Below are 22981 nucleotides of genomic sequence, written 5' to 3' on the forward strand. Positions count from 1 at the left end.
ACGTTTCGTTTCCCTCACTAGACGGCCCGTGACACTTAACCGTCAAGGCAAACGGAGTGCAGTTCCCATGACCCACGCAAAGACCAAGACACGTCTGGCAGCTGATATCGGCGGCACCTTCACCGATGTGGTGCTGGAAACGCCCAAGGGCATGTTCACGGCCAAGGTGCCGACCGATCTGGAGCAGCCCGAACGTGGCATCATGGCGGGTGTGACCATCGTTCGCGAGCAGTCGGGGCTGGCCCCCAGCGATATCGATATCTTCGTCCATGGCACCACCCTGGCCACAAATGCGCTGATCGAGCGCAAGGGCGCCAGGACCGCGCTGATCACGACCGAGGGCTTCCGCGACAGCCTCGAAATCGCATATGAATCCCGCTACGATCAGTTCGATCTGCAGCTGGAAAAGCCGGCGCCGCTGGTGCCGCGCGATCTGCGCTTCACGGTGACCGAGCGGATGGATGTGCGCGGCAATGTCCTGCTGCCGCTCGACCGCGCCCGCGTCACCGAACTGGCCGCCGAACTGAACCGCCTGGGCATCGAGGCGGTCGCCGTGGGCCTGCTGCATTCCTATGCCAATCCGGCCCACGAGCAGGCCGTGCGCGCTCTGCTGATCGACGCCGGCTGCACGGCAGAGATCACGCTGTCGTCGGACGTCTGCCCCGAAGTGCGCGAATACGAGCGCTTCATGACCACCGTCTGCAATTCCTACGTGCAGCCGATCATGGCCCGCTATCTGCGGGCGCTGGAAAAGACGCTGGCCGACAACGGCTTTGTCTGCCCGCTGTTCCTGATGACCTCGGGCGGGGGCATGACCACGCTGGAGGCTGCCATCCGCTATCCGATCCGCCTTGTCGAATCCGGCCCCAGCGGCGGCGCGGTGCTTGCCAGCCGCATTGCCGCCAGCCTGGAAGAAGACCGGGTTGTGTCCTTCGACATGGGCGGCACCACCGCGAAGATCTGCCTGATCGACGACTACCTTCCCCAGACCGCACGCAACTTCGAGATCGCGCGCGCGGCCCGGTTCCAGAAGGGCAGCGGCATGCCGGTGCGGATCCCGGTGGTCGAGATGATCGAGATTGGGGCCGGTGGCGGATCCATCGCCGATGTCGACACCATGCGCCGTCTGGCGATCGGGCCGGAAAGCGCCGGCTCGGTGCCCGGGGCTGCCTGCTATGGCAAGGGCGGCGTCAAGCCGACCGTGACGGATGCCAATGTGGTGCTGGGGCGGATCGACCCTGAAACCTTCGCCGAAGGGCGGATGCATCTGGATGTCGACGCCGCCAGGACCGCCATCAAGGGCGATGTCGGCGACCCGCTGGATGTCAGCACCTCCGAAGCGGCGCTCGGCATAACCGAGATGGTCGAAGAGAACATGGCGAATGCCGCGCGCATCCATTCGGTCGAACATGGTGCGGACCTGTCGCGCTACACCATGATCGCCTTTGGCGGCGGCGGCCCCCTGCATGCGGTCCGCATGGCCGAAAAGCTGGGCGTGGGGCGCGTCATCGTGCCGGCCAACTGCAGCGTCGGCTCTGCCGTCGGCTTCCTGCGCGCCCCCATCGCCTACGAGGTGGTGCGCAGCCGCTACATGACGCTGGACCAGTTCGACCTGAACGGCGCGAACGCGGTTCTGGACGAGATTTCCTCCGAGGCACGCGGCATCGTCCGCAGCGGCGAGCCCGAAGCCGACCTGGTCGAGACCCGCACCGCCTACATGCGCTACGTCGGTCAGGGCCACGAAATCCAGGTGCCGGTGCCGGCGGGCACGCTGACCGAAAAGGACGTTGCGCAGATCAGGGCCGATTACGAGGCCGGCTATACGCGACTGTTCAGCCGTACCATCCCGGAACGCGACATCGAGATCCTGTCCTGGTCCATCGTCGTCTCGACCGCGCAGGAGCCGGCCGAACCGCGACAGGCCGACGGGACCGCCTTCGACGCCGCCGCGATCGGCGACCGCTCGGTCTTCCTTCCTGCGGACCACGACTACCGGGACGTGCCGATCTACTGGCGCCCCGACCTGGCTGCGGGCGCAAGCTTCCAGGGCCCGGCCCTGGTCGCCGAACCGCAGACCACGACCTTCGTCACCGCCGCCTTCACAGGCCGGATCGACAGCAAATCCAACCTCGTGCTTGAAAAGGTTTGAACATGGCCCGCGAACTGAACGAAATCGAACGCCAGATCCTGTGGAACCGGCTGATCGCCATCGTCGAAGAGCAGGCACAGACGCTCATGCGGACCGCCTTCAACCCCATCGTGCGGGAATCGGGCGACCTTTCCGCCGGGATATTCGACATCCGGGGCCGGATGATCGCGCAGGCGGTTACCGGCACCCCCGGCCATGTCAACACGATGGCGGAATCGGTCAGTTTCTTCCTCGAGGAATTCCCGCTGGAAGACATGCACCCCGACGACATCTATCTGACCAACGACCCTTGGAAGGCAGCCGGCCACCTCAACGACTTCATGCTGGTGCGTCCCTGCTTCCACGAGGGCAAACTGATCGGGTTCACCTCCTGCACCAGCCACCTTGCCGATCTCGGCGGCCTGGGCTTCGGCCCTGACGGCACCGACGTGCTGGACGAAGGCCTGTTCGTGCCGATCTTCAAGCTGGTCGATGCCGGGCGGCTGGACACCAATTTCATCCGCATCCTGAAAGCCAACAGCCGGGTGCCGATCGAGGTCGAGGGCGACCTTTACGCGCTGATGGCCTGCGTTGAATGCGGCAGCCGTCGCCTGTCGGAATGCATGGGCGATGTCGGCATCACCACGCTGGAAGATATCTCGGACTACATCGTCGAAACCTCGCGCCAGCGCACCAACGACCTGATCCGCGCCCTGCCGGAGGGTGTCTATCACAACACCATGCGCGTCGACGGCTACGACAAGCCGCTGGATCTCGAAGCCACGATGACCATCCGCGGCGGCGAGATCACCGTCGATTTCACCGGCACGTCGGGTCTTTCGAGCAAGGGCATCAACTGCCCGCTGAACTATGCCAGCGCCTATTCCTGCTTCGCGCTGAAATGCGCCATCGCGCCGGACATCCCCAACAACGCCGGCTCGCTGGAGCCGCTGAGGATCACCGCGCCGGAAAACACCATCGTCAATGCGCAGTACCCGGTGCCGGTCGCCATGCGCCACGTCGTCGGCCAGTTGCTGCCCGATGTGGTGTTCGGCTGTCTGCACAAGGCTCGCCCGGGTCTGGCCCCCGCCGAAGGCGCCTGCTGCCTGTGGGACCTGCCGCTGCGCGGCGGCTATGCGGTCAGTGCAACGCCCGGCAAGACCCGCTTCGCGACCGAACTGGTCCACAACGGCGGCACCGGCGCGCGTCCGACCAAGGACGGCCTGTCGGCCACGGCCTTCCCAAGCGGCGTGATGGGGTCGCTGGTCGAGATCACCGAAAGCGTGTCGCCGCTGATCATCTGGAAACGCGAATACCGCCAGGACTCGAGCGGGCCGGGGCGCTATCGCGGCGGCCTGGGCCAGGTGCTGGAACTGTCCAGCAGCGAGGAGGCGCCGATTTCCCTGTTCGCCGCGCTTGACCGCATCAACCATCCGGCGCGCGGCCGGGAGGGCGGAATGAACGGCGCGCCCGGCGTGCTGACCCTGTCGGACGGAACACGGCTCAACCCGAAGGGCGAACAGGTCATTCCGGGCGATCAGCGCCTGGTCATGCTGACCCCCGGCGGCGCAGGGTATGGCAACCCCGTCGACCGCGACCCTGAACACGTGGTGCGCGACGTGCTGACCGGACTGGTCAGCCAGGAAAGCGCCGAAGCCGATTACGGCCTGCGTGTCGCGGCCGATGGCAGCTATGCGCTCTGCGGTCCTCGCGCCGAAGACGGGGTGATGGCATGACGCGGCTTCCCCACCCCGACACCCTGGCCGCGACCGCCCTGGGCTGGATCGACCCCGAGACAGATGCGATGGCCGCGCCCCTGCGGCCCTCGACATCCTTCCTGCGCGACCCCGCGCACCTGGATCGCGCCGGTCGCATGTTCACGCGCGACGACAACCCCAGCTATCAGCAGACCGAAGCCGTGATCAACGCGCTGGAAGGCGGCGCGGGCTGCTTGCTGTTTTCCTCCGGCATGGCGGCGATCACCGCGGTGTTCCAGAGACTCGCCCCGGGCGATCACGTCATTCTGCCGGTCCGGGTCTATTCTGGCCTGCGCGACTGGCTGAACCTGCACGGCAGGCGCTGGGGCCTCGAGGTCAGCTATCTGCAGGACTACACCCCCGCCGCGATCGAGGCGGCGATCATCCCCGGCAAGACCCGGATCGTCTGGATGGAAACGCCCAGCAATCCGACCTGGGTGGTCACCGACATCGCCGCGATTTCGAAGGTCGCTCACAAGGCCGGTGCCCTCGTCGGCATCGACAATACCGTCTCGACCCCGATCCTGACCCAGCCAATCCGCCATGGCGCCGATATCGTCGTCCATTCCGGCAGCAAGTACCTGAACGGCCATGGCGACCTGATCGCCGGTGCCGCGGTTGTGGCGCCGGGGCGCGAGGATCTGCTGTCGGACCTGCAGGTGCAGCGCAACCACTATGGCGCCATCCTGGGCAGCTTCGAGGCCTGGCTCTTGCTGCGCGGCATGCGGACGTTGGCCCTGCGCGTGCGGGCCCAGTCTGCCGCGGCAATGAAGCTGGCCGCGTTCCTCGAAGGCCATGCCGCGGTGGCCGAGGTGCTCTATCCCGGCCTGCCCTCGCATCCCGGGCACGACATCGCCCGGCGGCAGATGGTTGGCGGGTTCGGGGGCATGTTGTCGTTCCGCGTCGCCGGTGGCGAGGCGGCGGCCAAGGCCGTGGCTTCCCGGGTCGGTGTCATCCGGCAAGCGATCTCTTTCGGCAGCACCGAAACCGTGATCGAACACCGCGCCGGCATGGAAGGCCTCGACAGCCCCACACCGCGCGATCTGTTGCGCATTTCGGTCGGGCTGGAAAACATCGACGAGCTGATCGGCGATCTTGGCCAGGCGCTCGAAGCGGCGACCATCCAGAAGGAGACTGGCGCATGACCCGGCAACCCGCCGCCATCGACTTTGCCCCGCGCTCTCTCCGTGTCGGCCTGATCGTTCCGTCCTCGAACACCAATTTCGAACCGGACTGCGCCATGCTGGCGCCCGAGGGCCTGACCCTGCACGCCGTGCGCAGCGGAGGCTACGACGTGAACGCGATCCCGGATTCGGCGCTCATGCGTCGGTTCGCACGCGAAGCGCTGGACCAATGCGTCACGCTATTGACCGACGCGCGCGTGGATATGGTCATCTACGGGTGCACCTCGGCCACCCTGTCGGAAGGACCGGCTTTCGACCGCAAGTTCTGTGAGGAGTTGCAGGAAAAGTCGGGAGTCCCGGCGATCACAGCCGCCGGGGCGCTTGTCGAGGCCATTCGCAGCGTCGGGGCGCGGCGGGTGGCCTTCACCTCGCCCTACGTGGCGGCGCTCAGCGCGGAATCCGTGGCCTTCATCCGCGAAAGCGGGATCGAGGTGGTCCGCGAAGTGGCCTTCGAAGAGGAACTCACCAGCCTGGGCCAGAATGCGCTGACCCCCCAGGACGCCTATGACATGGCGCTGCGTGCCGATCACCCCGATGCCGAGGCCATCGTGATTTCCTGCACCGATTATCGGGCGCTGGAAGCCGCGCCGGCGATCGAGGCGGCACTGAACAAGCCGGTCGTCACCAGCAACCAGGCACAGATGTTTGCCTGCCTGACCCGCCTGGGCCTGCCGACCACGGACATCACCCGAGGAGGGCGTCTCTTCACGCGCCGGGGACTGGTGACATGAGCCGCGCGGAACGGGTTCTGAGCGAACTGGGCCTGACCCTGCCGCCGCCGCCCCAGCCGGCGGCGGATTACCTGCCCTGGACGGTGACCGGGGATCTGGTGCACATCGCGGGCCAGACGCCCCGGATCGGCCGGGCCCTGCAATTCACCGGCCAGATCGGCGGCACCCTGACCTTGGATCAGGGCCGGCAGGCAGCGCAGATCTGTGCGCTGCGGCTGCTCAGCGCGCTACAGGCAGCGGTCGGCGATCTGGATGGCGTCCTGCGCATCGCCAAGCTGACGGTCTACGTCAACGGCGCACCCGGTTTCACCGATCATTCCGCCGTCGCGGACGGGGCATCGCAGCTGCTGTCCCGAGCGCTCGGCGACTGTGGTCGGCACGCGCGCTCGGCCGTCGGAGTGGCCGGTCTTCCGGGCAATGCCCCCGTCGAAATTGACATGGTGGCTCAGATCGTGACGTGAACCGGGCGACCCGGCCGCTGGCGGCTGGAAGGACATAAACACAAGGGAGGGGACAAGTTGACAGGAACGACCACCAACACAGGCCCGAAAGGTCATGCGCCGATCGGGCGCCGCGATTTGTTGAGATCCGGACTGGCATTCGCCGGTGCCGGATCTTTGCTGCATACCATGGCCGCGACCCCCGGTCTTGCCCAGACCTCCGGTCCTGCGCAGAGGCCGGTCAAGGGGGGCAGGCTCATGCTGGGCATAACCGGCAGCGTCACCGACCGCCTGGATCCTGCCACCTGGACGGGCCACGCCATGCCGACCTTCGGCAAGTCATGGGGCGAGACGCTGGTCGAACCGCATCCGGTCGACAAATCCCCCGTGCCGGTTCTGGCTGTATCGTGGGAAACGGATGAAACCGCGAAGATCTGGACCTTCAGCCTGCGCCAGGGCGTGACCTTCCACAACGGCCAGCCGATGACCTCCGACGACGTGGTCAAGACCCTGCGCCGGCATTCCGACGAGAAAAGCCAGTCGGCTGCCCTGGGCGCTCTGGGCGATATCGCAAGCGTCGACGCCGACGGCCCGGGCAAGGTGGTCGTCACGCTCAAGTCCGGCAACCTCGACCTGCCGTTGCTGCTGTCGGACTACCACCTGATCATCCAGCCCGGCGGCGGCATCGACGCTCCCGATGCCGGGATCGGAACCGGACCCTACCGCGTCGTCTCGGTCGAGGCCGGCATCAAGTACGACTGCGAGAAGGTTGACGGCCACTGGCGCGAGGACGTGGGCCATGTCGACCGGATCGAGATGCTGATCATCAACGATGACACGGCGCGCTTGTCGGCCCTGCGATCCGGTCGCGTGCACATGATCAACCAGGTCGACCCCAAGACCGCCAAGCTGCTCGAACGCGTCGGCAAGGTGTCGGTCGAGAACACCCAGGGCGGCGGCCATTACACCTTTTCGATGCGGACCGATATTGCTCCCTTCGACAACCCGGACCTGCGGCTGGCGATGAAATACGCCATCGACCGCGGCGCGCTGGTAGACAGGATCCTGCAGGGCTACGGCACGGTCGGAAACGACTATCCGGTCAATGCGACCTATCCGATGGCGCCCGAAGGGATCGCACAGCGCCAGTACGATCCGGACCTTGCCCGCAGCCATTTCGAGAAATCCGGGCACAAGGGTCCGGTGACCCTGCATGTTTCGGATTCGGCCTTCGCCGGCGCCGTCGATGCTGCGGTGCTGTACAAGGCCTCGGCCGCGCGCGCGGGCATAGACCTAGAGGTCAAGCGCGTGCCCTCGGATGGCTATTGGAGCGATGTCTGGGCCAAGGTGCCCTTCTTCGCGTCCTACTGGACCTCGCGCCCCTTGCAGGACCACATCTATTCCACCGCCTACATGAGCGGCCTGCCCTGGAACGAGACCCACTGGGCGCGCCCCGCGTTCGACCGGTTGGTGCTGGCTGCCCGTGTCGAGCTGGACGCGCAGAAGCGGCTTCGGCTGTTCGAGGAAATGGCGCTGATGGTCCGCGACGATGGCGGCGAGATCATCCCGATGTTCAACGACTTCATCGACGCCGTTTCCACCGGGGTCGGAGGCTTCACCAAGGACACCTCCGGGCCGCTGTCGAACTATTTCGCACCGATCCGCTGCTGGTTGAGGGCATGACGATGAGCACCGTTTCCATAGGCCGGAACCCTGGCAACCCGATGATCCGCCTGATCCTGCAACGCGTGGCGATCAGCCTTGGCCTGCTGGTGGCCATGTCGCTGCTGATCTTCATCGGCGTCGAGATGCTGCCCGGCGATGTGGCGCAGAGCATTCTGGGGCAATCCGCGACGCCCGAGGCGCTGGCCAACATGCGCGCGGAGCTCGGTCTCGACCGGCCCGCGCCCCAGCGATACCTTGAGTGGCTGGGGGGCATCCTGCAAGGCGATCTGGGCACGTCGCTGTCCGGCGGACAGGATATCGCCAGCATGATTTCGGGCCGGTTTGCGAACACGATGCTGCTGGCCGGGCTGGCGGCGCTTGTCTCGATTCCGACCGCCATCGGCCTTGGTCTTCTGGCGGTTCTTTATCGCGACAGCTGGATCGACCGGACGATCTCGCTCAGCACCCTGACCACGATTTCCCTGCCGGAGTACTTCATCGGCTATATTCTGATCATGGTCTTCTCGGTCTGGCTGGGTCTCCTTCCGTCCGACGCCATCGTCTACCGGGGCATGGGGCTTGGCGAGCGGCTGATCTCGCTGGTCCTGCCCTGCGTCACGCTGGCGCTGGTGGTGATCGCGCACATGATGCGGATGACCCGCGCCGCGCTCATCAGCGTGATCTCCAGCCCCTATGTCGAGACCGCAGAGCTCAAGGGGCTCCGGCGCGGCCGTATCCTGACGCGCCACGTCCTGCCCAACGCCATCTCGCCGATCATCACCGTGGTGATCCTGAACCTGGCCTATCTGGTCGTCGGCGTCGTCGTGGTCGAGGTCGTCTTCGTCTATCCCGGCATGGGACAGCTGCTGGTCGATCACGTGGCCAAGCGCGACGTGCCGGTCGTGCAGGCGGTCGGGCTGATCTTCGCCGCGACCTACATCCTTCTGAACCTGGTCGCCGATATCCTGGCGGTCGCCGCAAACCCGCGCCTGCGTCACCCCCGGTGACCGGGTCCGGCCAAATCTGAAAGGAGTTCTCATGAACAGTTTGAGAAAATCCGGTCGCGGCGCCCGGATCGGTGCGACCATCCTGACGCTGATGCTGCTGGGCGCCGTCTTCGCTCCATGGATCGCGCCCTATGGCGAGAACGAGATCGTCGGCGAGACATGGGCGCCGATCTCGTCCGAGTTCTGGCTTGGCACCGATCAGCTGGGACGCGACTTCCTGTCCCGCATGCTTTACGGCGCACGGGCAACCTTTTTCGTGGCGGGCCTGGCGACGCTGCTGTCGTTCTCTTTCGGATCGCTGCTCGGTTTTGCCGCCGCGACCCTGAAGGGGTGGACGGATCAGGCGCTCAGCCGCTTCAACGACCTGATGATGTCGATCCCGACGCTGATCTTTGCGCTGGTGGTCCTGTCCACGCTCGATGTGACGGTCATGAACCTCATCCTCGTGATGGCTTTGCTGGACAGCACGCGGGTGTTCCGCCTGTCGCGCGCCGTTGCCGTCGATATCGCCGTGAACGACTATGTCGAGGCCGCCCGGCTGCGCGGCGAGGGCACGCCCTGGATTATCTTCGCCGAGGTGCTTCCGAATGCGCTGTCGCCGCTGATGGCGGAGCTGGGTCTGCGCTTTGCCTTCGCGGTCCTGTTCCTCAGCAGCCTCAGCTTTCTCGGCCTGGGGATCCAGCCGCCGCATGCGGACTGGGGCAGCATGGTGCGCGAAAACAGCCTTGGCATCGGTTTCGGCATTCCCGCCGCCCTGCTGCCCGCCGGCGCCATCGCGCTGCTGACGATCAGCGTCAACCTTGTTGTGGACAGCTTGCTGAACCGAACATCCAGCCTCAAGGGGGGGCGTGACTGATGATCCAGAACCCGATCGACATCACCGAAATTCATCCGGTGCTGGACGTCCGCAACCTGCAGATCGCGGTCCGGTCCGCGGGCCCGAATGGCGAGCCGGTCGACACGCCCATCGTGCACGGTGTCGACTTCACGCTGCACCGGGGCAAGGTTCTCGGCCTGATCGGCGAGTCCGGCGCCGGCAAATCGACCATCGGCCTTGCCAGCATGGGCTATGGGCGCGGCGCCTGCCGGATCACCGGCGGCGAGGTGCGGCTGAATGGCCGCAATATCCTGACCTATGGCGCCGAGGACATGCGCAAGCTGCGCGGACACCGCGTCACCTATGTCGCGCAATCCGCCGCGGCGGCGTTCAACCCCGGCATCCGCCTGGAGGATCAGGTGATCGAGGCCGCGCTGAACCACGGCCTGATGCGCCGCGCCGAGGCGCTGCGATACGCGGTGCAGCTGTTCGCGGACCTGCAGCTGCCCGACCCCGAGACCTTTGGCAGGCGCTTTCCGCATCAGGTGTCAGGCGGGCAATTGCAGCGCGCCATGACGGCGATGGCGCTGTGTCCGAAGCCCGACCTGATCGTCTTTGACGAACCGACAACCGCTCTGGACGTGACCACGCAGCTTGAGGTTCTGGCCTCGATGAAGCGCGCGATCAGCCATGCGGGTGCGGCGGCTTTGTACATCACCCACGACCTGGCGGTGGTCGCGCAGATGGCCGATGACATCCTGGTCCTGCGCCATGGCCGGGCCGTGGAGCATGGCAGCGCGGACCAGATCATCAATGCCCCGCGCGAGGATTACACCAAGGCCCTGGTGTCGGTCCGGGCCAGGGTCAGCCCTGACCGGCCCATGCCCGACGATGCGCCGGTCCTGCAGATCGATCACGTCGACGCAGGCTATGGCGGCGGGGCGATGAAGGTTCTGCGCGACGTGTCGATGACGCTGAAAAAGGGCCGCACGCTGGCCATTGTCGGCGAATCCGGCTCTGGCAAGTCGACGCTGGCGCGGGTGGTGACGGGGCTGCTGCCGCCGAACCGGGGCAAGGTGCTGTTCCAGGGGCAGACTCTGCCGCTCGATCTGGCCAGCCGCAACAAGGACATTCATCGACGCCTGCAGATGATCTACCAGATGGCCGACACGGCCATCAATCCGCGCCACACGGTCCGGCGCATCATCGGTCGGCCGCTGACCTTCTACTACGGACTGCGCGGCACGGCACTGGAGGACCGCGTCCGGGAATTGCTGCGCCTAATCGAATTGGACGACAGCTATCTCGACCGCTATCCCGCCGAGTTGTCGGGTGGGCAAAAGCAGCGGATCTGCATCGCGCGGGCGCTGGCCGCCCAGCCCGATCTGATGATCTGCGACGAGGTCACCTCGGCGCTCGATCCGCTGGTGGCCGAGGATATCCTTCGCCTGCTGAGGCGCCTGCAGGACGAGACCGGCGTTGCGCTCTTCTTCATCACCCATGACATCGAGACGGTGCGCGCCATCGCCGACGACGTTGCGGTGATGCATCGCGGGCGCGTGGTTCGCTTCGGCCCCAAGGAACAGGTGCTGGCACCGCCGATGGATGACTACACGCGCAGGCTGCTGGCCTCGGTTCCGAAGATGGAAATCGGCTGGCTGGAGGCCGCGATGCAGCGTAAACTGGAGGTCGATACCACTTTGAGCGAGCCTGCTGCAGTTTCATGAACATCGACGCCGTCCGGACCTTTCTGGAATTGTCCCGCATCGGCAATTTCAGCCGGGTCGCGGAACAGATGCACGTCACCCAATCGACGGTCAGCGCGCGCATAAAGGTTCTGGAGGACAGCCTGGACTGCCGGCTGTTCGAACGCGGGCCTACCGGCGTGACGCTGACCGCAGCGGGGCTGCAATTCCACCGCTATGCCGCCTCGATGCTGCAGCTGTGGCAACAGGGCCGCTCTGAAGTCAGGCAAAGCAGCGTGCATGACGGGTCCATCGGGATCGGCGTCCACATCACGATCTGGCGGAACTTCATGCCGGGCTGGCTGGTCTCGATGCGGCAGGCCAATCCCGGCTTCACGCTGCGGGTCGAGGCCGATTACTCCGAGCGGCTGACCGAATATGTCCGCCAGGGGGCGCTAGACCTGGCGATCACCCATATGCCCCGGGCGCTGCCCGGACTGAGGATCGACGAACTCTCGGTAGACCCGCTGGTCCTTGTCTCCTCCATCCCACGCAACCTGTCGGACTGCGACAACCAGAATTACCTGCATGTCGACTGGAGCTATGGCTATCGTGAGGAGCATCTGGACAAGCTGCCGCAATTGCAGATGTCTCGGTTCAACATCGGCTATGGAGAGATTGCCCTGCAGTATCTGCTGGAAGGCGATGGCTGCGCTTATCTGCCCTCGCTGATGGTGGCAGAGCATCTGACCGAGGGCCGGCTGCACAGGGTCGCAGATGCCCCCGAGCTTTCCCGGCCCTGCTACCTGGTCCGCCAAATCGAGGCGGTCCACCCCGAGCGGGTGGATATGGCGGTGCAGGCGCTGAAACGGATGAACCCGAAGCTGGGGATCTAGGCCGGGCGAAAGCCGAGGCGGCCAGGGCGGGCCCGTGACCCAGCCCAAGCCCGTCATTGGCCGGGTGTCGTCGGTTTCGCCGCCATGTCCCGGGGCACCGGCGCCGCGCGTCGGTCGCCGCTGACCGGCTGGTCCCGATGGGCGCGCAGATGCGGCGGATCTTCGGCGGAAGCGGCGGCGCGGTCGTGGCCTGACCGCCTCCGGGTCGGTCGGTCTTGCCGTGTGACGGCCGGCATTCCGAAATGGAACATGATTCCGCCCGGCTGGCAGTCCCCCGCGCCGGTCGTGTCAGGGGCAGCCATTGCTTTACCCGCGACACCCGCAAGGCGGTTTCTAAGGCAAGCACCCGGCCAGCGGCCAAGGGTCTTCGCGGCGACACAGCCTGCTGCCGCATTGCCCAAGGCGAAAACCCAATCAACACGATCAATATCCTGGCTCCGACCTGCCTCGCCCGGGTTGACGGCGGTACTGACCCGGGCAATCTGCAAGACATCTGCAAGACAGATGGAAACCCTGCCCAGGCATGACCGATCGCCGTGGCAAGATCGGACTGTCGCGCCCGGTGACCGGCGGCGGGGGCGAACCTGCCAAGCCGCCGGTTTGTTTCGCGGTTCGCAAGCGGGCGTCAGGCCACCTCGATCCAGTTCGTCATCCCCGAGGCCGCATGACCGAGCATGTGGCAATGCAGAAGCCATTTTCCGGGGTTGTCGGCGACAAAGGCGATCTCCGCGCTGTCCTGCGGCATGATCAGCAGCGTGTCGCGCATCGGCCCCTGGCGACCATTGGCCAGGACCTTGCGGAAATGCATGCCGTGCAGATGCATGGCATGCGGGAAGGCCGTGTCGTTGGCCAGCCGGATCCGCGCCGTCTCGCCACGCGCATAGCGGGCAAAGGGCGCGTCGCCGCGCCCCACCTGCCCCGCCAGCGCCCAGAACTGTCCGCGCTGCACCAGCTGCTGGAAGTTCATGTCCTGCCCCTCGAACCGGCCCGAGGCCATGCCGCGCATCGCGCCCCCTTCCATCCGCATCGCGCGCACCTGCGCCCCGGTCACGCCGGGCACCTCCATGCGCGGGTTCGGCGGCAGCGGCGCGGGGGCCCCGCGCGCCGCGCGGCTGTTCTGGCCCGTCACCGTCACCTCGGCCAGCGCCTGCCAGCTGTCATCCTCGGCCTGGCTCAGCAGGGCCGCAGGAGCGCCCTGCTCGGCGGTGACATCTACGATCAGGTCGACCCGCTGCGCCGGGGCGAGGACGATCTCGGCAGTCACCGGTTCGGGCCGGGCCAGCGGCATGCCGTCGAGCGCCACGGTCCAGCCCGTCATCCCCTCGAGCCGCAGCACGAAGATCCGGGCATTGGCGGAATTGATCAGCCGAAGCCGCAGCCGCTCGTTCTGCTGCGCCGTGAGAGAGAAATCATACCGGCCGTTGATCCCCGTCAGATTGCCCATGCGCCCCGCGTGGCTGCGCATCATCGGAGACTCGAAATCCCCGGCAAAGCGGCCCGTCTCGGGGTCCAGCAGCCAGTCGTCGAGCATCAGAACCTCGTCCCGGTCAACGTCGGGCGGCATGCTTTCCTCGACGATCAGCGCACCGGAGAGGCCGCGCGCGACCTGCTCCATCGAGTTGGTATGTGCGTGATACCAGAAGGTTCCGGCATCCGGCAGGTCGAAGGCATAGTCAAAGCGCCCGCCCGACGGCACGGCATCCTGCGTCAGCCCGGCCACGCCATCCATGGCATTGTCGATGCGGATGCCGTGCCAATGCACCGTCGTCGGCACCTCCAGGGCGTTGACCAGACGCCGCGAGAGGCGGCTGCCCTGCGGTGCGCGGATCTGCGGCCCCGGAATCTGGCCGTCGTAGCTCCAGACCTCGGTTGCCGGATAGCCCTCCGGTGCAAGCTGGACGGTGGCCGCCCGTGCCGTCAGGCGGGGCGCTTCCTCCTGTGCCCATGCGGCCCGTGCAAGCGGCACCCCGGCAAGTCCGGCGCAGAAGGCGCGTCGTGTAAAGCTCATGTCAGTTGATCCCGTTGGCACGCTGCAACTCTCGGATATAGGCAATGATCGTCTTCATTTCGCCCTGCGTTACCCCGGGTTGCGGCGGCATGTTCCCGAATGTCCAGTGGTGTGCCCGTACCCCCTGCTGCGCGGCGACCAGAAAGGCCATGTCGCCATGATGCGACGGCTCGTAGATTTCATGCACCAGCGGCGGGCCGAAACCCATCTTGCCGGCGGCGTTCTCACCGTGGCAGGCGGCGCAGACCGCGTCAAAGCCGCGCTTGCCGAGTTCGGCCTGCGCGGACAGCCTGTCCGGCGGCGTCACCGTCACCATTGCGGCTCCGCGCTGCGGCGCGGCGGCTTCAGGCGGTTCGGACGGTTCCGGCCAGATGGCGTATCCGATGGCCCCGATGCAGAGGGCACCGAGGGCGGGAATGAGGTATGTTTTCATGATGGAATCCTGACGTGGGGCCGTTCTGACCGGCCATTGCAGCTGGAATACCGGAGGTGCCCGGCAGTTTCAGGCGTGTCAGGCGCGCGGGGGCGGAGGCTCTGTCGATGTGCAGATCGAGCGACCGCAGGTCGCCCCTGGGAGCCCCATGGCCAGGGCTATGGCCGGTAGACGGCAGCGGTCACGCAGCAACGGGGCGTCGGCCTGGGTACAGCAGGCAGCGGCATGCGCGCAGACCCCTTCGGAATGCGACAGCTCCCCGGGCTGGGTCTCGCAGCAGGCGCTGTCATGTGTCAGGGGCGAAGGGCTTCCCGCCAGGGCCAGAAGCGGCCCGGCAAAAATCGCCGCAAGCAGAATGATGAGCCAGGCGAAACGCAAGCGACCTCCTTCATTGCGCCCATATCGCCGGGGTTCGCCAGGACAGTCAAGCCTGCACCCCCGATGCCCCGCCGGTTGCCCTGAAGGCCTGCAGGGCGACGCAATACGCGCCGATGACCCCGCCCGCCGAAGGATTTGCAGGCGCGCCAGTCCGGTCGTGCCGCCACGACAAGCGGCAGCAAGGCGCGCAGATGACGGCGCTTTCCAGCCGCCCCGTGGCCCAGCGGTGCGCAGATATCCCGAGGGATGCCCCGCATCCCCGATGGCGCCCCCCTGTGCGGCGGTCTCCGGCCATGACGGGCAGAACAACATCGCGTGCGGCCCGACCGCCGATTTCCCTCGCGGACCCGGCCCCGTTCATCAGGCCGGGTCTCTACAGTCGTCGAGGAAACCCGCGAACCGGGCCGCGCCGTCGTCAGACCGGCAGGACCAGCGCGTTCGGCACCAGAAGCGTGTCGTAGACGGCAATCCGTGATGCCAAGAGCAGGCTGCCGTCCTCCTGCGGACGGAAGCGGTCGATCATGCGCCCGGCCTGATGCAACCGGCCCTCGGGAAGCTCCGACAGGGTCTCGATAAGCTGGTAATTGCATCCGGCCAAAACCGTACCGTCCTCTTCGATCCCGGTGACGCGCTCGTTGGTGATGTAGTGGCGCAGGTAGCGCGGCCCGAACATCGAGGTCTCGCTGATTGCCAGCGCGCGATCCGAGATCATGCCGCGCCCTTCGCAATAGACCAGGCCCACCGGTCGGTCGTCATCGAAGTTCTCGCGGCTGGTGATGTTGTAGAACGCGTCCTCGGTGAAGAAGCGCGGCCAGTCCTTCAGGTCGCCGTCGTCCAGCACCGCGCAATAGGCGGCGTTGAATTCGGACACCGCCAGGCGCGCCGCGCGGCGCGCGGCGAGCGTGTCGCGCTCTGACACGGCTTCGAATACATTGGCCATCACAGTCACAGACCCATCTCCTTGCGCCAGTATTGATACATCGAGCGGATCGCGGATTCCGAGATCAGCGTATCCGAGGTGCCGGTCGGCACCGCCGGATTCAGCGCCACGAGGTGTGCGCCCTCTTCCGTGTCCAGCATCCCGTCCTGGACGAATTTGATCGCCTCGTTGTCTTCCAGCCCAAGAAAACCCGCCGGGCCCATCAGGTTGCCCTGGCGCAGGCGGTGCCGGGTCATTTCCTCGTCATCGTCCGCATAGCCGAACATCGTCCAGATCATGGTGAACTCGTTCGGGCCGGTCGGCACGATCTGCCGCACGCCCAGCGTGTTCATCTCGCGCTGCACGATCAGGCCGGGCCAGATCACCTGCATGGTCACCGACCAGGGGCTGTCGAACTCGGGGTGGAAGTCCATCAGCCGGGTGTCTTCCAGCGTCATGCCGTCGCGATAGGCGCGCATCTGCGATTTGTTGTCCTCGGATACCGCGCCGTCGCTCTTGGCCGAGGCCATGGTCGAGTGGCAGCCCTTGGGGTCGACGATCATCGCAGACTTGTTGCCCGCAACCAGCAGGCCGAAGGTGACAAGGAACGTGTGCAGCAGCGTGGCGTGATAGGGGTCCTTCAGGTTTTCGGGGTAGAGCTTCCAGTTGCCGTTCAGCGTGTGGCGATAGTGGCCCAGCACCTTCAGCTCGCGCCCGGAAAAGACCACGTCGAAATCGGTCAGCATCTCTTCGCCGAGGTAGTCCTCGAAGCTTTCCACATCCTGGCGGAACGAAGCGAAGATCGCACCGTTGCGGGTGGTCACGTTCAGCTTGCGCAGCCCGTGGTTCTCGGGGCGGAAGTCCGGGCCCATCCCCCCCTTGCCGTCGGCACCGCGGCGGAAGGGCACGCCGGCCAGGTTGCCTTTCAGATCGTAGCTCCATTCGTGGTAGGGGCAGACGAATTCCTCGGCATTGCCGCGCAGCTTGCGGCAGAATTCGGCGGCGCGATGGGCGCAGCGGTTCTCGAAAACGTTGACGCCGCCCTCGGCGTCGCGCGCCACCACCACCGAGGTCGGTCCGACATAGGAGCGGATGAAATCGCCGGTTTCGGGGATCTCGGCTTCGAGCCCCACATAGTTCCACGTCTTGCCGCGGAAAATCCGCTCGACTTCGCGGTCATAGATTTCCTGGCTGGTGTAGACCCAGTCGGGAATACGGTCCAGGCCGGAAGCGGGCCAGACGAACCGCTTCTCGATCGGCAACATTTTCATTTCATCCTCCTCGAGCGTGGCAAGGTCAATATTGGTATCGGAAAGCTGCGCGGGATCGACCGGCATCGCGCCGGCGATCAGCCCGCGCGCAGCGCGCAGCAGGGCCGCGTCACCGAAGTCGATACAGGCGACGACGCGGTTTTCGTCGTCGAGACAGAAGAAGGCCGGGGCCTCGCCGTCGCGGCGCACCGTACGAAGATCGGGCGCGGGCGCACCGACGATCTGCAGGGTGCCGCCGAACAGATCCGACCAGAACCAGGGCAGGTCGTCAGCGCCCGGCACCTGGCCAGAGATGGCGCGCGCCGCGCGGTCGGCGGAGAGCTGTGCATTCTGCCAGCTTTCGACCCGGGATTCGCGGCCCGAGATCTCGTGGCGCGCCACCGCCACGTCTCCGACCGCATAGATCGAGAAGTCCGAGGTCTGGTTGCGCGCGTTGACGACAATGCCCCCGGCCTCTGCCGTGGCGAGGCCGGCCTTGGCGGCCAGGCCGTCATTGGGCACGGCGCCGACGCCGACGATGATGCAATCGGCCTCGACCAGCGTGCCGTCGCTCAGCGTCACACCCCGGTCCGAGACTGAGCCGACCCCGGTGCCGAGATGCAGCGCCACGTCGTTCTGTTCGGCCACCCAGGACAGGAAGCGTCCGGCCTCTTCCGGCAGAAGCCGCTTGAGCAGCCGGTCCTGCGCCTCGATCACCGTGGCCTGCTTGCCCAGAGACCGCGCCGCCGAGGCCAGTTCAAGCCCGATGAAGCCGCCGCCGATCACAGCCACCCTTTCCGCCCTTTGCAACGCCGCGCCCAGCCGTTCGCTGTCGCCGGCATCGCGCAGGTAGTGCAAGGCGACCCTGTCGGACCCCTCGAAGGGAATGCGCCGGGCCGACGCGCCGGTGGCCAGCACCAGCATGTCGTAGGCCAGCGTCTCGCCATCCCCGAGCACCACCTGTTTGGCCTCGCGGTCGATGCCGCCGACCCGCGTGCTCAGCCGCAGATCGATATCGAGGCGCTCGGTCTCATCCGCTTCAAAGACATGGGCGTCGCTCAGCCGGGTCCGCCCCAGCAGCAGGTCCTTGGACAGGGGCGGGCGTTCATAAGGCGGGTGCGCCTCTTCGCCCAGCATCACGATGGGGCCGCCAAAGCCATGCCGCCGCGCGGCGCGGGCCGTTTCGGCCCCGGCCTGCCCGGCACCGACAATCACCATGCGGCGGAAGTCCTTCGGTGCGGCCGACACCCCGGCCCTTTGGGGCGTGGCATCGGTGACCGGCGCGCGGGCCTCGGTGTCGATCCAGACGATGCCGTCCTCGACCTTGACCGCATAGGTGGGAATGTCGCGGGCCACCGGCGGCCCCATGGCCTTGCCGGAGCGGATGTCGAACAGCCCCTGATGCAGCGGGCACTCGATGCAGCCGTCGACCACATGCCCGTCGGTCAGGATCGCAAAGGCATGCGTGCAGATATTGCCGTTGCAGAAGATCTCTCCGTCGAGCGCGTAGAGCCCGAGCCGGAGACCGTCCACCTCGACGCCGACAGCGCCCTTGGCATGTACCTCTTCGGCCGGAATGGAGGCGTGCCAGCTCATGCCGTTGCCTCCGCGCTCTCGGCCAGTTGCGGCAGGCCAAGCAGCGCCGCGGCGTTGTCGTGGCACAGCTTGCGGCGCGTGGCCGCATCGACCGGCGCTGTCTCGATGAACGCGACCGCCGTGTCGGAATCCTCGTAGGGGTAATCGACCGAGAACATCACCCCGTCCTCACCCATCTCGCCCAGGGCCCCGGCAAGCGCGGCATGCGAGCAGACCCCCGAGGTGGTCATCACGATGTTGCGGGTGAAATAGGCCGACGGGGCCAGCTCCAGCTGCGTTCCCATCGGATAGGCGCCGAAGCGCGAATCGTAGCGCCAGCGCAGGAAGGGCAGCGCCTCGCCCATGTGGCCCAGCACGATCTTCACCTTGGGGAACCGGTCGAACACGCCCGAGAACAGCAGGCGCAGCGCGTGGCTGCCGGTCTCGACGCCCCAGCCCCAGACCGCGCCGTGCAGGACCGGTTGGCCCTCCAGCACATAGGGTGTGGCATAGGCGTTGGTCGGATGCAGGTAGAACGGCACGTTCAGGCGCTGAAGCTCGGCCCAGAAGGTATCGTATTTCGGGTCGTCGTAATAGACGCCCTGAGTATGGCCGTTCACCAGGCAGCCCAGAAAGCCCAGATCCGCAACCGCGCGGTGCAGCTCTTCTGCCGCAACCTCCGGGTCGTGCATCGGCAGCGCCGCCAGGCCCGACAGGCGGTCGGGACGTTGCGCGACCTTTTCGGCCAGAAAGTCGTTGGCCCGCTGTGCGGCCTCGGTCGCGGTGGCGGGTTCTTCGCCCTGCGCGCCCGGCCCGGTCAGCGACAGCACGCTGCGCACGATATTGCCGCGATCCATGGTCTCGATCCGTTCGCCGTCGAAGTCGCCCAACCTGCGGGTCAGGATCTCGGCCTGGTCGCGCGGGATCAGCTTCAGGAAGGCTTCCGAATGCCGCTCGAACCCGGGCGCCATGAAATGCTCTTCGAAAGTGATCTTGGGGGTCATGTTTCTCCTCCTGTCGCGGGTGCGATCCGTTATTTATGCAGTATGCTGTACATTTGTTTAAGGCAAGCCCGATCTGCGCTTTTTCCTAGAGCAGAAGGTCGGGAATGAGCGTCGAGAGCCCCGGCACATAGGTGATCAGCAGAAGCACCACGAGGTTGACGACCAGGAAGGGCCAGACGCCCGCGATGATCTCGGTCACCGGTTTCTGCAAGGTCGACGAGGCCACGAAGAGATCCAGCCCGAAGGGCGGCGTGACCATGCCAAGCGCGATGTTGACCGCCACGATCATCCCGAAATGCACCGGGTCGAGACCCAGATGCATGGCCACCGGATAAAGCGCCGGGACCAGCATCAGCTGGATCGAGTTCGGGTCGATGAACATCCCGGCGATGATGAAGGCGACGTTCACGATCATCAGGAAGACCACCGGCCCGACCTGCATCTCTTCGAGAAAGCCGATGAGGGTAGAGGGGATCTGGGCCAGCGTGATGAAGTAGGACAGGGCCGTGCCGATGGCCAGCAACAGGAAGATCACCGCATTCTGGACAATCGCCTGCTCGGCCACCCTCGCCAGCGTCTTCAGGTCAAGGCTGCGATAGATGAGCATCTCGACGAAGATCGCGTAGACCACGCTCATGACCGCGGCCTCGGTGGGCGTGAACAGGCCGCTGTAGATCCCGCCGAGGATCAGCACCGGCATCCCCAGCGCCCAGCCCGCACGCCGAATGGTCGAGGCGATCTCGGTCAGCCTGGCGCGGGGATCGCCGCGAACGCCCGAGCGCCGCGCCTCGATCATGGTCAGCACGGCGCAGGCCAGCCCAAGGATGACGCCTACGCCCACCCCTGCGGCAAACAGCGCGGCAATCGAGGTGCCGGTGATCCAGCCATAGACGATCAGGGTAATCGACGGCGGTATCAGCAAGGCGGTTTCCGCCGAGGACACGATCAGCCCCAGCGCGAAGCGGTCGCGGAATCCGACCCGCCTGAGCTCGGGGTAGAGGATCTTGCCCATGGCGGCGACGGTGGCCGGGGCCGAGCCCGAGACAGAGCCGAACCCCATGGCCCCGCCGATGGTGGTATAGCCGATCCCGCCCCGCAGATGCCCGACAAGCGCCCGGACCACGTCGGTCAGGCGGGTCGCGATCTGCCCCTGCCCCATCAGCTGGGCCGCGAACAGGAAGAAGGGGATCGCCAGCAGCAGTGTCTGGTTGATGCCCGCGGTCATGCGCTGCGGCAGGATCAGGTCGGGCAGGTTGGCGAAGAAGCCCGCCTTGACGGCCAGCGCGGGAATGCCCAGCACCATGAACATCTCGAACCCGGCGATCAGCAGGACGGCGGCCAGAACGCCGATGGCGGCGACAAGGATCATTCGCCCGCCTCCCCGGTTCCGTCGAAGCGCTGGATCGCCCCCACGAGGCTCGCGCCATAGCGCAGCGCAAGCAGCCCGAAGCCCGCACAGGGCGCGACATAAAGCCAGCCCGTCGAGATCCCCAGCGTTGCGCTGACCTGTCCCGAGCCGAAGACAAAGGCTGCCATCCCGCCGCTGATCCAGGCCATGTAGAGACAGAAGACGATGCCAACCGCGTCCAGGATGCGCCGCAGGGGAAGCCCGCTGCGGCGCGCGATCCGGTCGCGCCATGTGTCGACGGCGACCTGCTTGCCACGCTCCAGCGCCAGCCCTGCCGCAAGGAACACCAGGAAGATGTTCAGGCTGCGCACCACCTCGTCGATCCAGCCGAACGAGGCCGCCAGCGGGCCGCCGACCTGGCGGATCAGGACGCTGAAGGCAAACAGCACCGTCATTGTCAGAAGGAGCGTCACGACGCTGATCCTTTCGATCAGCCGGACCCCTGAAAGCAATCGTTGCATCGCGGCTTTCCCCTTTGGATACGGGTCCCGGCCCGGCGTCAGTTCATGACCTTGTCATAGGCCGCCCGGTAGACTTCGAAGATCGCCCGGCCCTTGTCGCCGGCGCGCTCGAGGTAGGCATCGCGACCGGCCGGGAACATCACCGCCCGGAACTGCGCCAGCTCGTCCTCGGACAGCTCGTGCACCGTCAGCCCGGCCTCGCGGATCTTCCGCAGCGAGGCCTCTCCCGCGGCAGCCTTGTGGGCGATCATTTCGGGGATGGTCTCGTCCAGGGCGGCGGAGATGGCGGCCCGGTGGCTGTCCTCGAGCCCCGACCAGACCGCGGGGCTGAACAGGATCACGTTCTCGATGGCCCCGTGCCAGGACAGGGTCAGATGCTCCTGCACCTCGAAGAACTTCATGTTGTAGATCGTGTCGAGGGGGTTTTCCTCGCCGTCGACGATGCCGGTCTGAAGCGCGGTGTAGAGCTCGCCGAAGGGGATCGGCACGGCGGTGACGCCGAGCGACCGGAAGGCCTCGACCAGCACCATGGATTCCATCACCCGGAAAGTCTGTCCCGAAAACTCTTCCGGTCGGGCGATCGGCGCGGTCGAGGTGAACTGCTTGGTACCGTTGGGATAAAGGCCGATGCAGGTCACGCCCAGCTCGTTGAAGCTCTCGCAGAAGGCATCGGCGAAACCGGCGTCGCGGATCGCCTGCGCCTTCTCCGCATCCGCCGGATAGAGGAAGGGAATATCCATGATCGAGGCCACCGGGTTGAACCCGCCCATGAAGGCGACCGGCCCGGCGGTGGCATCCAGCGCACCGAACTGCACCGCTTCGGTCATCTCGCGCTGGCCGCCAAGCTGGCTCTGCGGAAAGATCTGCAGCGCCAGCGCGCCATCGGTCCTGGCCGCCACCGCCTCTGCCATGGCCTCCAGCATGACATGGGTGGTGGACTGCGGGGTCTCTACATGGCCGATGCGCAGGGTCACTTCCTGCGCCTGGGCGATGCCGGTGCCGAGCAGGCACAGCGCCGCTCCGGTCACGATCCTGTCAAGAAATGCCATCGGTCTCCTCCGTTCCATCTGGCGGGCGGCCCCCCTCCCGGGGGCCAGGGGATCACGCCAGGCTTTCGAGCCAGGCGAGGATGTCGTCTGCGTCCGTGACGTCGCCGTATTTCTGGTCGATGTCATAGAGGGCGGCGTCGTGTGGGGGGCGGGCTCGGTCGGCGCAGCAGTCCGCCGGGACCAGCA

The 22981-nt window shown here is 66.3% G+C and carries 18 protein-coding genes and 1 pseudogene; 10 read left to right on the top strand and 9 right to left on the bottom strand.

Features of this window, described 5'->3' with window-relative positions:
* The first annotated feature begins 67 nt into the window (after positions 1-67).
* The 10 genes from ACN5KJ_RS17960 to ACN5KJ_RS18005 all read left to right on the top strand — a co-directional run bounded on the left by ACN5KJ_RS17960 (position 68) and on the right by ACN5KJ_RS18005 (position 12310).
* Positions 68-2149, top strand: a complete 2082-nt coding sequence (locus ACN5KJ_RS17960; RefSeq protein WP_418595292.1) for a hydantoinase/oxoprolinase family protein — start codon at positions 68-70, stop codon at positions 2147-2149.
* Positions 2150-2151: 2 nt separating this feature from the next.
* The gene (locus ACN5KJ_RS17965; RefSeq protein WP_418595293.1) at positions 2152-3864 is read left to right on the top strand and encodes a hydantoinase B/oxoprolinase family protein; all 1713 of its coding nucleotides are present in this window, start codon (positions 2152-2154) and stop codon (positions 3862-3864) included.
* Positions 3861-5030, top strand: coding sequence for a trans-sulfuration enzyme family protein (locus tag ACN5KJ_RS17970; protein ID WP_418595294.1), 1170 nt, complete (start codon positions 3861-3863; stop codon positions 5028-5030). Before ACN5KJ_RS17965 ends, ACN5KJ_RS17970 begins: the two co-directional genes overlap by 4 nt.
* Complete coding sequence (locus ACN5KJ_RS17975; RefSeq protein WP_418595295.1) at positions 5027-5800, top strand: aspartate/glutamate racemase family protein; 774 nt, start codon at positions 5027-5029, stop codon at positions 5798-5800. Before ACN5KJ_RS17970 ends, ACN5KJ_RS17975 begins: the two co-directional genes overlap by 4 nt.
* Complete coding sequence (locus ACN5KJ_RS17980) at positions 5797-6261, top strand: RidA family protein (protein WP_418595296.1); 465 nt, start codon at positions 5797-5799, stop codon at positions 6259-6261. Before ACN5KJ_RS17975 ends, ACN5KJ_RS17980 begins: the two co-directional genes overlap by 4 nt.
* Before the next feature lie 237 nt (positions 6262-6498).
* Complete coding sequence (locus ACN5KJ_RS17985; RefSeq protein WP_418595297.1) at positions 6499-7923, top strand: ABC transporter substrate-binding protein; 1425 nt, start codon at positions 6499-6501, stop codon at positions 7921-7923.
* Positions 7924-7925: 2 nt separating this feature from the next.
* A complete protein-coding gene (locus ACN5KJ_RS17990; protein ID WP_418595298.1) occupies positions 7926-8912 on the top strand; it encodes an ABC transporter permease in 987 nt (328 codons plus the stop codon).
* Positions 8913-8943: 31 nt separating this feature from the next.
* Positions 8944-9768 (top strand): ABC transporter permease, encoded by an 825-nt coding sequence (locus tag ACN5KJ_RS17995; protein WP_418595299.1) that lies wholly within the window; start codon positions 8944-8946, stop codon positions 9766-9768.
* Positions 9768-11456 carry an ABC transporter ATP-binding protein gene (locus ACN5KJ_RS18000; RefSeq protein WP_418595300.1) on the top strand — a complete coding sequence of 563 codons (1689 nt, stop codon included), beginning with the start codon at positions 9768-9770 and terminating at the stop codon, positions 11454-11456. Before ACN5KJ_RS17995 ends, ACN5KJ_RS18000 begins: the two co-directional genes overlap by 1 nt.
* The gene (locus tag ACN5KJ_RS18005; RefSeq protein ID WP_347168444.1) at positions 11453-12310 is read left to right on the top strand and encodes a LysR family transcriptional regulator; all 858 of its coding nucleotides are present in this window, start codon (positions 11453-11455) and stop codon (positions 12308-12310) included. The genes ACN5KJ_RS18000 and ACN5KJ_RS18005 overlap by 4 nt, the downstream gene beginning before the upstream one ends.
* 625 nt (positions 12311-12935) lie before the next feature.
* Here the strand turns inward: ACN5KJ_RS18005 and ACN5KJ_RS18010 are convergent.
* The 9 genes and pseudogenes from ACN5KJ_RS18010 to ACN5KJ_RS18050 form a co-directional block, all read right to left on the bottom strand.
* Positions 12936-14318, bottom strand: coding sequence for a multicopper oxidase family protein (locus ACN5KJ_RS18010; RefSeq protein ID WP_418595301.1), 1383 nt, complete (start codon positions 14316-14318; stop codon positions 12936-12938).
* A gap of 1 nt (position 14319) precedes the next feature.
* Positions 14320-14751 carry a c-type cytochrome gene (locus tag ACN5KJ_RS18015; RefSeq protein ID WP_418595302.1) on the bottom strand — a complete coding sequence of 144 codons (432 nt, stop codon included), beginning with the start codon at positions 14749-14751 and terminating at the stop codon, positions 14320-14322.
* A 793-nt stretch (positions 14752-15544) separates the two neighbouring features.
* Positions 15545-16069 carry an aromatic-ring-hydroxylating dioxygenase subunit beta gene (locus ACN5KJ_RS18020; protein WP_418595309.1) on the bottom strand — a complete coding sequence of 175 codons (525 nt, stop codon included), beginning with the start codon at positions 16067-16069 and terminating at the stop codon, positions 15545-15547.
* Positions 16070-16074: 5 nt separating this feature from the next.
* Complete coding sequence (locus ACN5KJ_RS18025) at positions 16075-18894, bottom strand: FAD-dependent oxidoreductase (protein WP_418595303.1); 2820 nt, start codon at positions 18892-18894, stop codon at positions 16075-16077.
* Positions 18891-19877, bottom strand: coding sequence for an amidohydrolase family protein (locus tag ACN5KJ_RS18030; RefSeq protein ID WP_418595304.1), 987 nt, complete (start codon positions 19875-19877; stop codon positions 18891-18893). The genes ACN5KJ_RS18025 and ACN5KJ_RS18030 overlap by 4 nt, the downstream gene beginning before the upstream one ends.
* A gap of 85 nt (positions 19878-19962) precedes the next feature.
* Entirely contained in the window at positions 19963-21246 is a 1284-nt protein-coding gene (locus ACN5KJ_RS18035) for a TRAP transporter large permease (RefSeq protein WP_418595305.1), read from the bottom strand.
* Complete coding sequence (locus ACN5KJ_RS18040) at positions 21243-21746, bottom strand: TRAP transporter small permease (RefSeq protein WP_418595306.1); 504 nt, start codon at positions 21744-21746, stop codon at positions 21243-21245. The genes ACN5KJ_RS18035 and ACN5KJ_RS18040 overlap by 4 nt, the downstream gene beginning before the upstream one ends.
* A gap of 38 nt (positions 21747-21784) precedes the next feature.
* Positions 21785-22795 carry a TRAP transporter substrate-binding protein gene (locus ACN5KJ_RS18045; RefSeq protein ID WP_418595307.1) on the bottom strand — a complete coding sequence of 337 codons (1011 nt, stop codon included), beginning with the start codon at positions 22793-22795 and terminating at the stop codon, positions 21785-21787.
* Positions 22796-22847: 52 nt separating this feature from the next.
* Positions 22848-22981 (bottom strand): annotated as a pseudogene (locus ACN5KJ_RS18050) (carbamoylsarcosine amidase); the annotation flags it as partial.

The organism is Ponticoccus sp. (in: a-proteobacteria), from assembly GCF_048381735.1.

Excerpts from the sequence above, each read along its gene's own strand:
- ACN5KJ_RS17985 (WP_418595297.1), top strand. The coding sequence starts at position 6,499 with ATGCTGGGCATAACCGGCAGCGTCACCGACCGCCTGGATCCTGCCACC.
- ACN5KJ_RS18015 (WP_418595302.1), bottom strand. The coding sequence starts at position 14,751 with ATGAAAACATACCTCATTCCCGCCCTCGGTGCCCTCTGCATCGGGGCC.
- ACN5KJ_RS18010 (WP_418595301.1), bottom strand. The coding sequence starts at position 14,318 with ATGAGCTTTACACGACGCGCCTTCTGCGCCGGACTTGCCGGGGTGCCG.
- ACN5KJ_RS18000 (WP_418595300.1), top strand. The coding sequence starts at position 9,768 with ATGATCCAGAACCCGATCGACATCACCGAAATTCATCCGGTGCTGGAC.
- ACN5KJ_RS17975 (WP_418595295.1), top strand. The coding sequence starts at position 5,027 with ATGACCCGGCAACCCGCCGCCATCGACTTTGCCCCGCGCTCTCTCCGT.
- ACN5KJ_RS17960 (WP_418595292.1), top strand. The coding sequence starts at position 68 with ATGACCCACGCAAAGACCAAGACACGTCTGGCAGCTGATATCGGCGGC.
- ACN5KJ_RS18020 (WP_418595309.1), bottom strand. The coding sequence starts at position 16,069 with ATGGCCAATGTATTCGAAGCCGTGTCAGAGCGCGACACGCTCGCCGCG.
- ACN5KJ_RS18025 (WP_418595303.1), bottom strand. The coding sequence starts at position 18,894 with ATGAGCTGGCACGCCTCCATTCCGGCCGAAGAGGTACATGCCAAGGGC.
- ACN5KJ_RS17995 (WP_418595299.1), top strand. The coding sequence starts at position 8,944 with ATGAACAGTTTGAGAAAATCCGGTCGCGGCGCCCGGATCGGTGCGACC.
- ACN5KJ_RS18005 (WP_347168444.1), top strand. The coding sequence starts at position 11,453 with ATGAACATCGACGCCGTCCGGACCTTTCTGGAATTGTCCCGCATCGGC.
- ACN5KJ_RS17965 (WP_418595293.1), top strand. The coding sequence starts at position 2,152 with ATGGCCCGCGAACTGAACGAAATCGAACGCCAGATCCTGTGGAACCGG.
- ACN5KJ_RS18035 (WP_418595305.1), bottom strand. The coding sequence starts at position 21,246 with ATGATCCTTGTCGCCGCCATCGGCGTTCTGGCCGCCGTCCTGCTGATC.
- ACN5KJ_RS17990 (WP_418595298.1), top strand. The coding sequence starts at position 7,926 with ATGAGCACCGTTTCCATAGGCCGGAACCCTGGCAACCCGATGATCCGC.
- ACN5KJ_RS18030 (WP_418595304.1), bottom strand. The coding sequence starts at position 19,877 with ATGACCCCCAAGATCACTTTCGAAGAGCATTTCATGGCGCCCGGGTTC.
- ACN5KJ_RS17980 (WP_418595296.1), top strand. The coding sequence starts at position 5,797 with ATGAGCCGCGCGGAACGGGTTCTGAGCGAACTGGGCCTGACCCTGCCG.
- ACN5KJ_RS18040 (WP_418595306.1), bottom strand. The coding sequence starts at position 21,746 with ATGCAACGATTGCTTTCAGGGGTCCGGCTGATCGAAAGGATCAGCGTC.
- ACN5KJ_RS18045 (WP_418595307.1), bottom strand. The coding sequence starts at position 22,795 with ATGGCATTTCTTGACAGGATCGTGACCGGAGCGGCGCTGTGCCTGCTC.
- ACN5KJ_RS17970 (WP_418595294.1), top strand. The coding sequence starts at position 3,861 with ATGACGCGGCTTCCCCACCCCGACACCCTGGCCGCGACCGCCCTGGGC.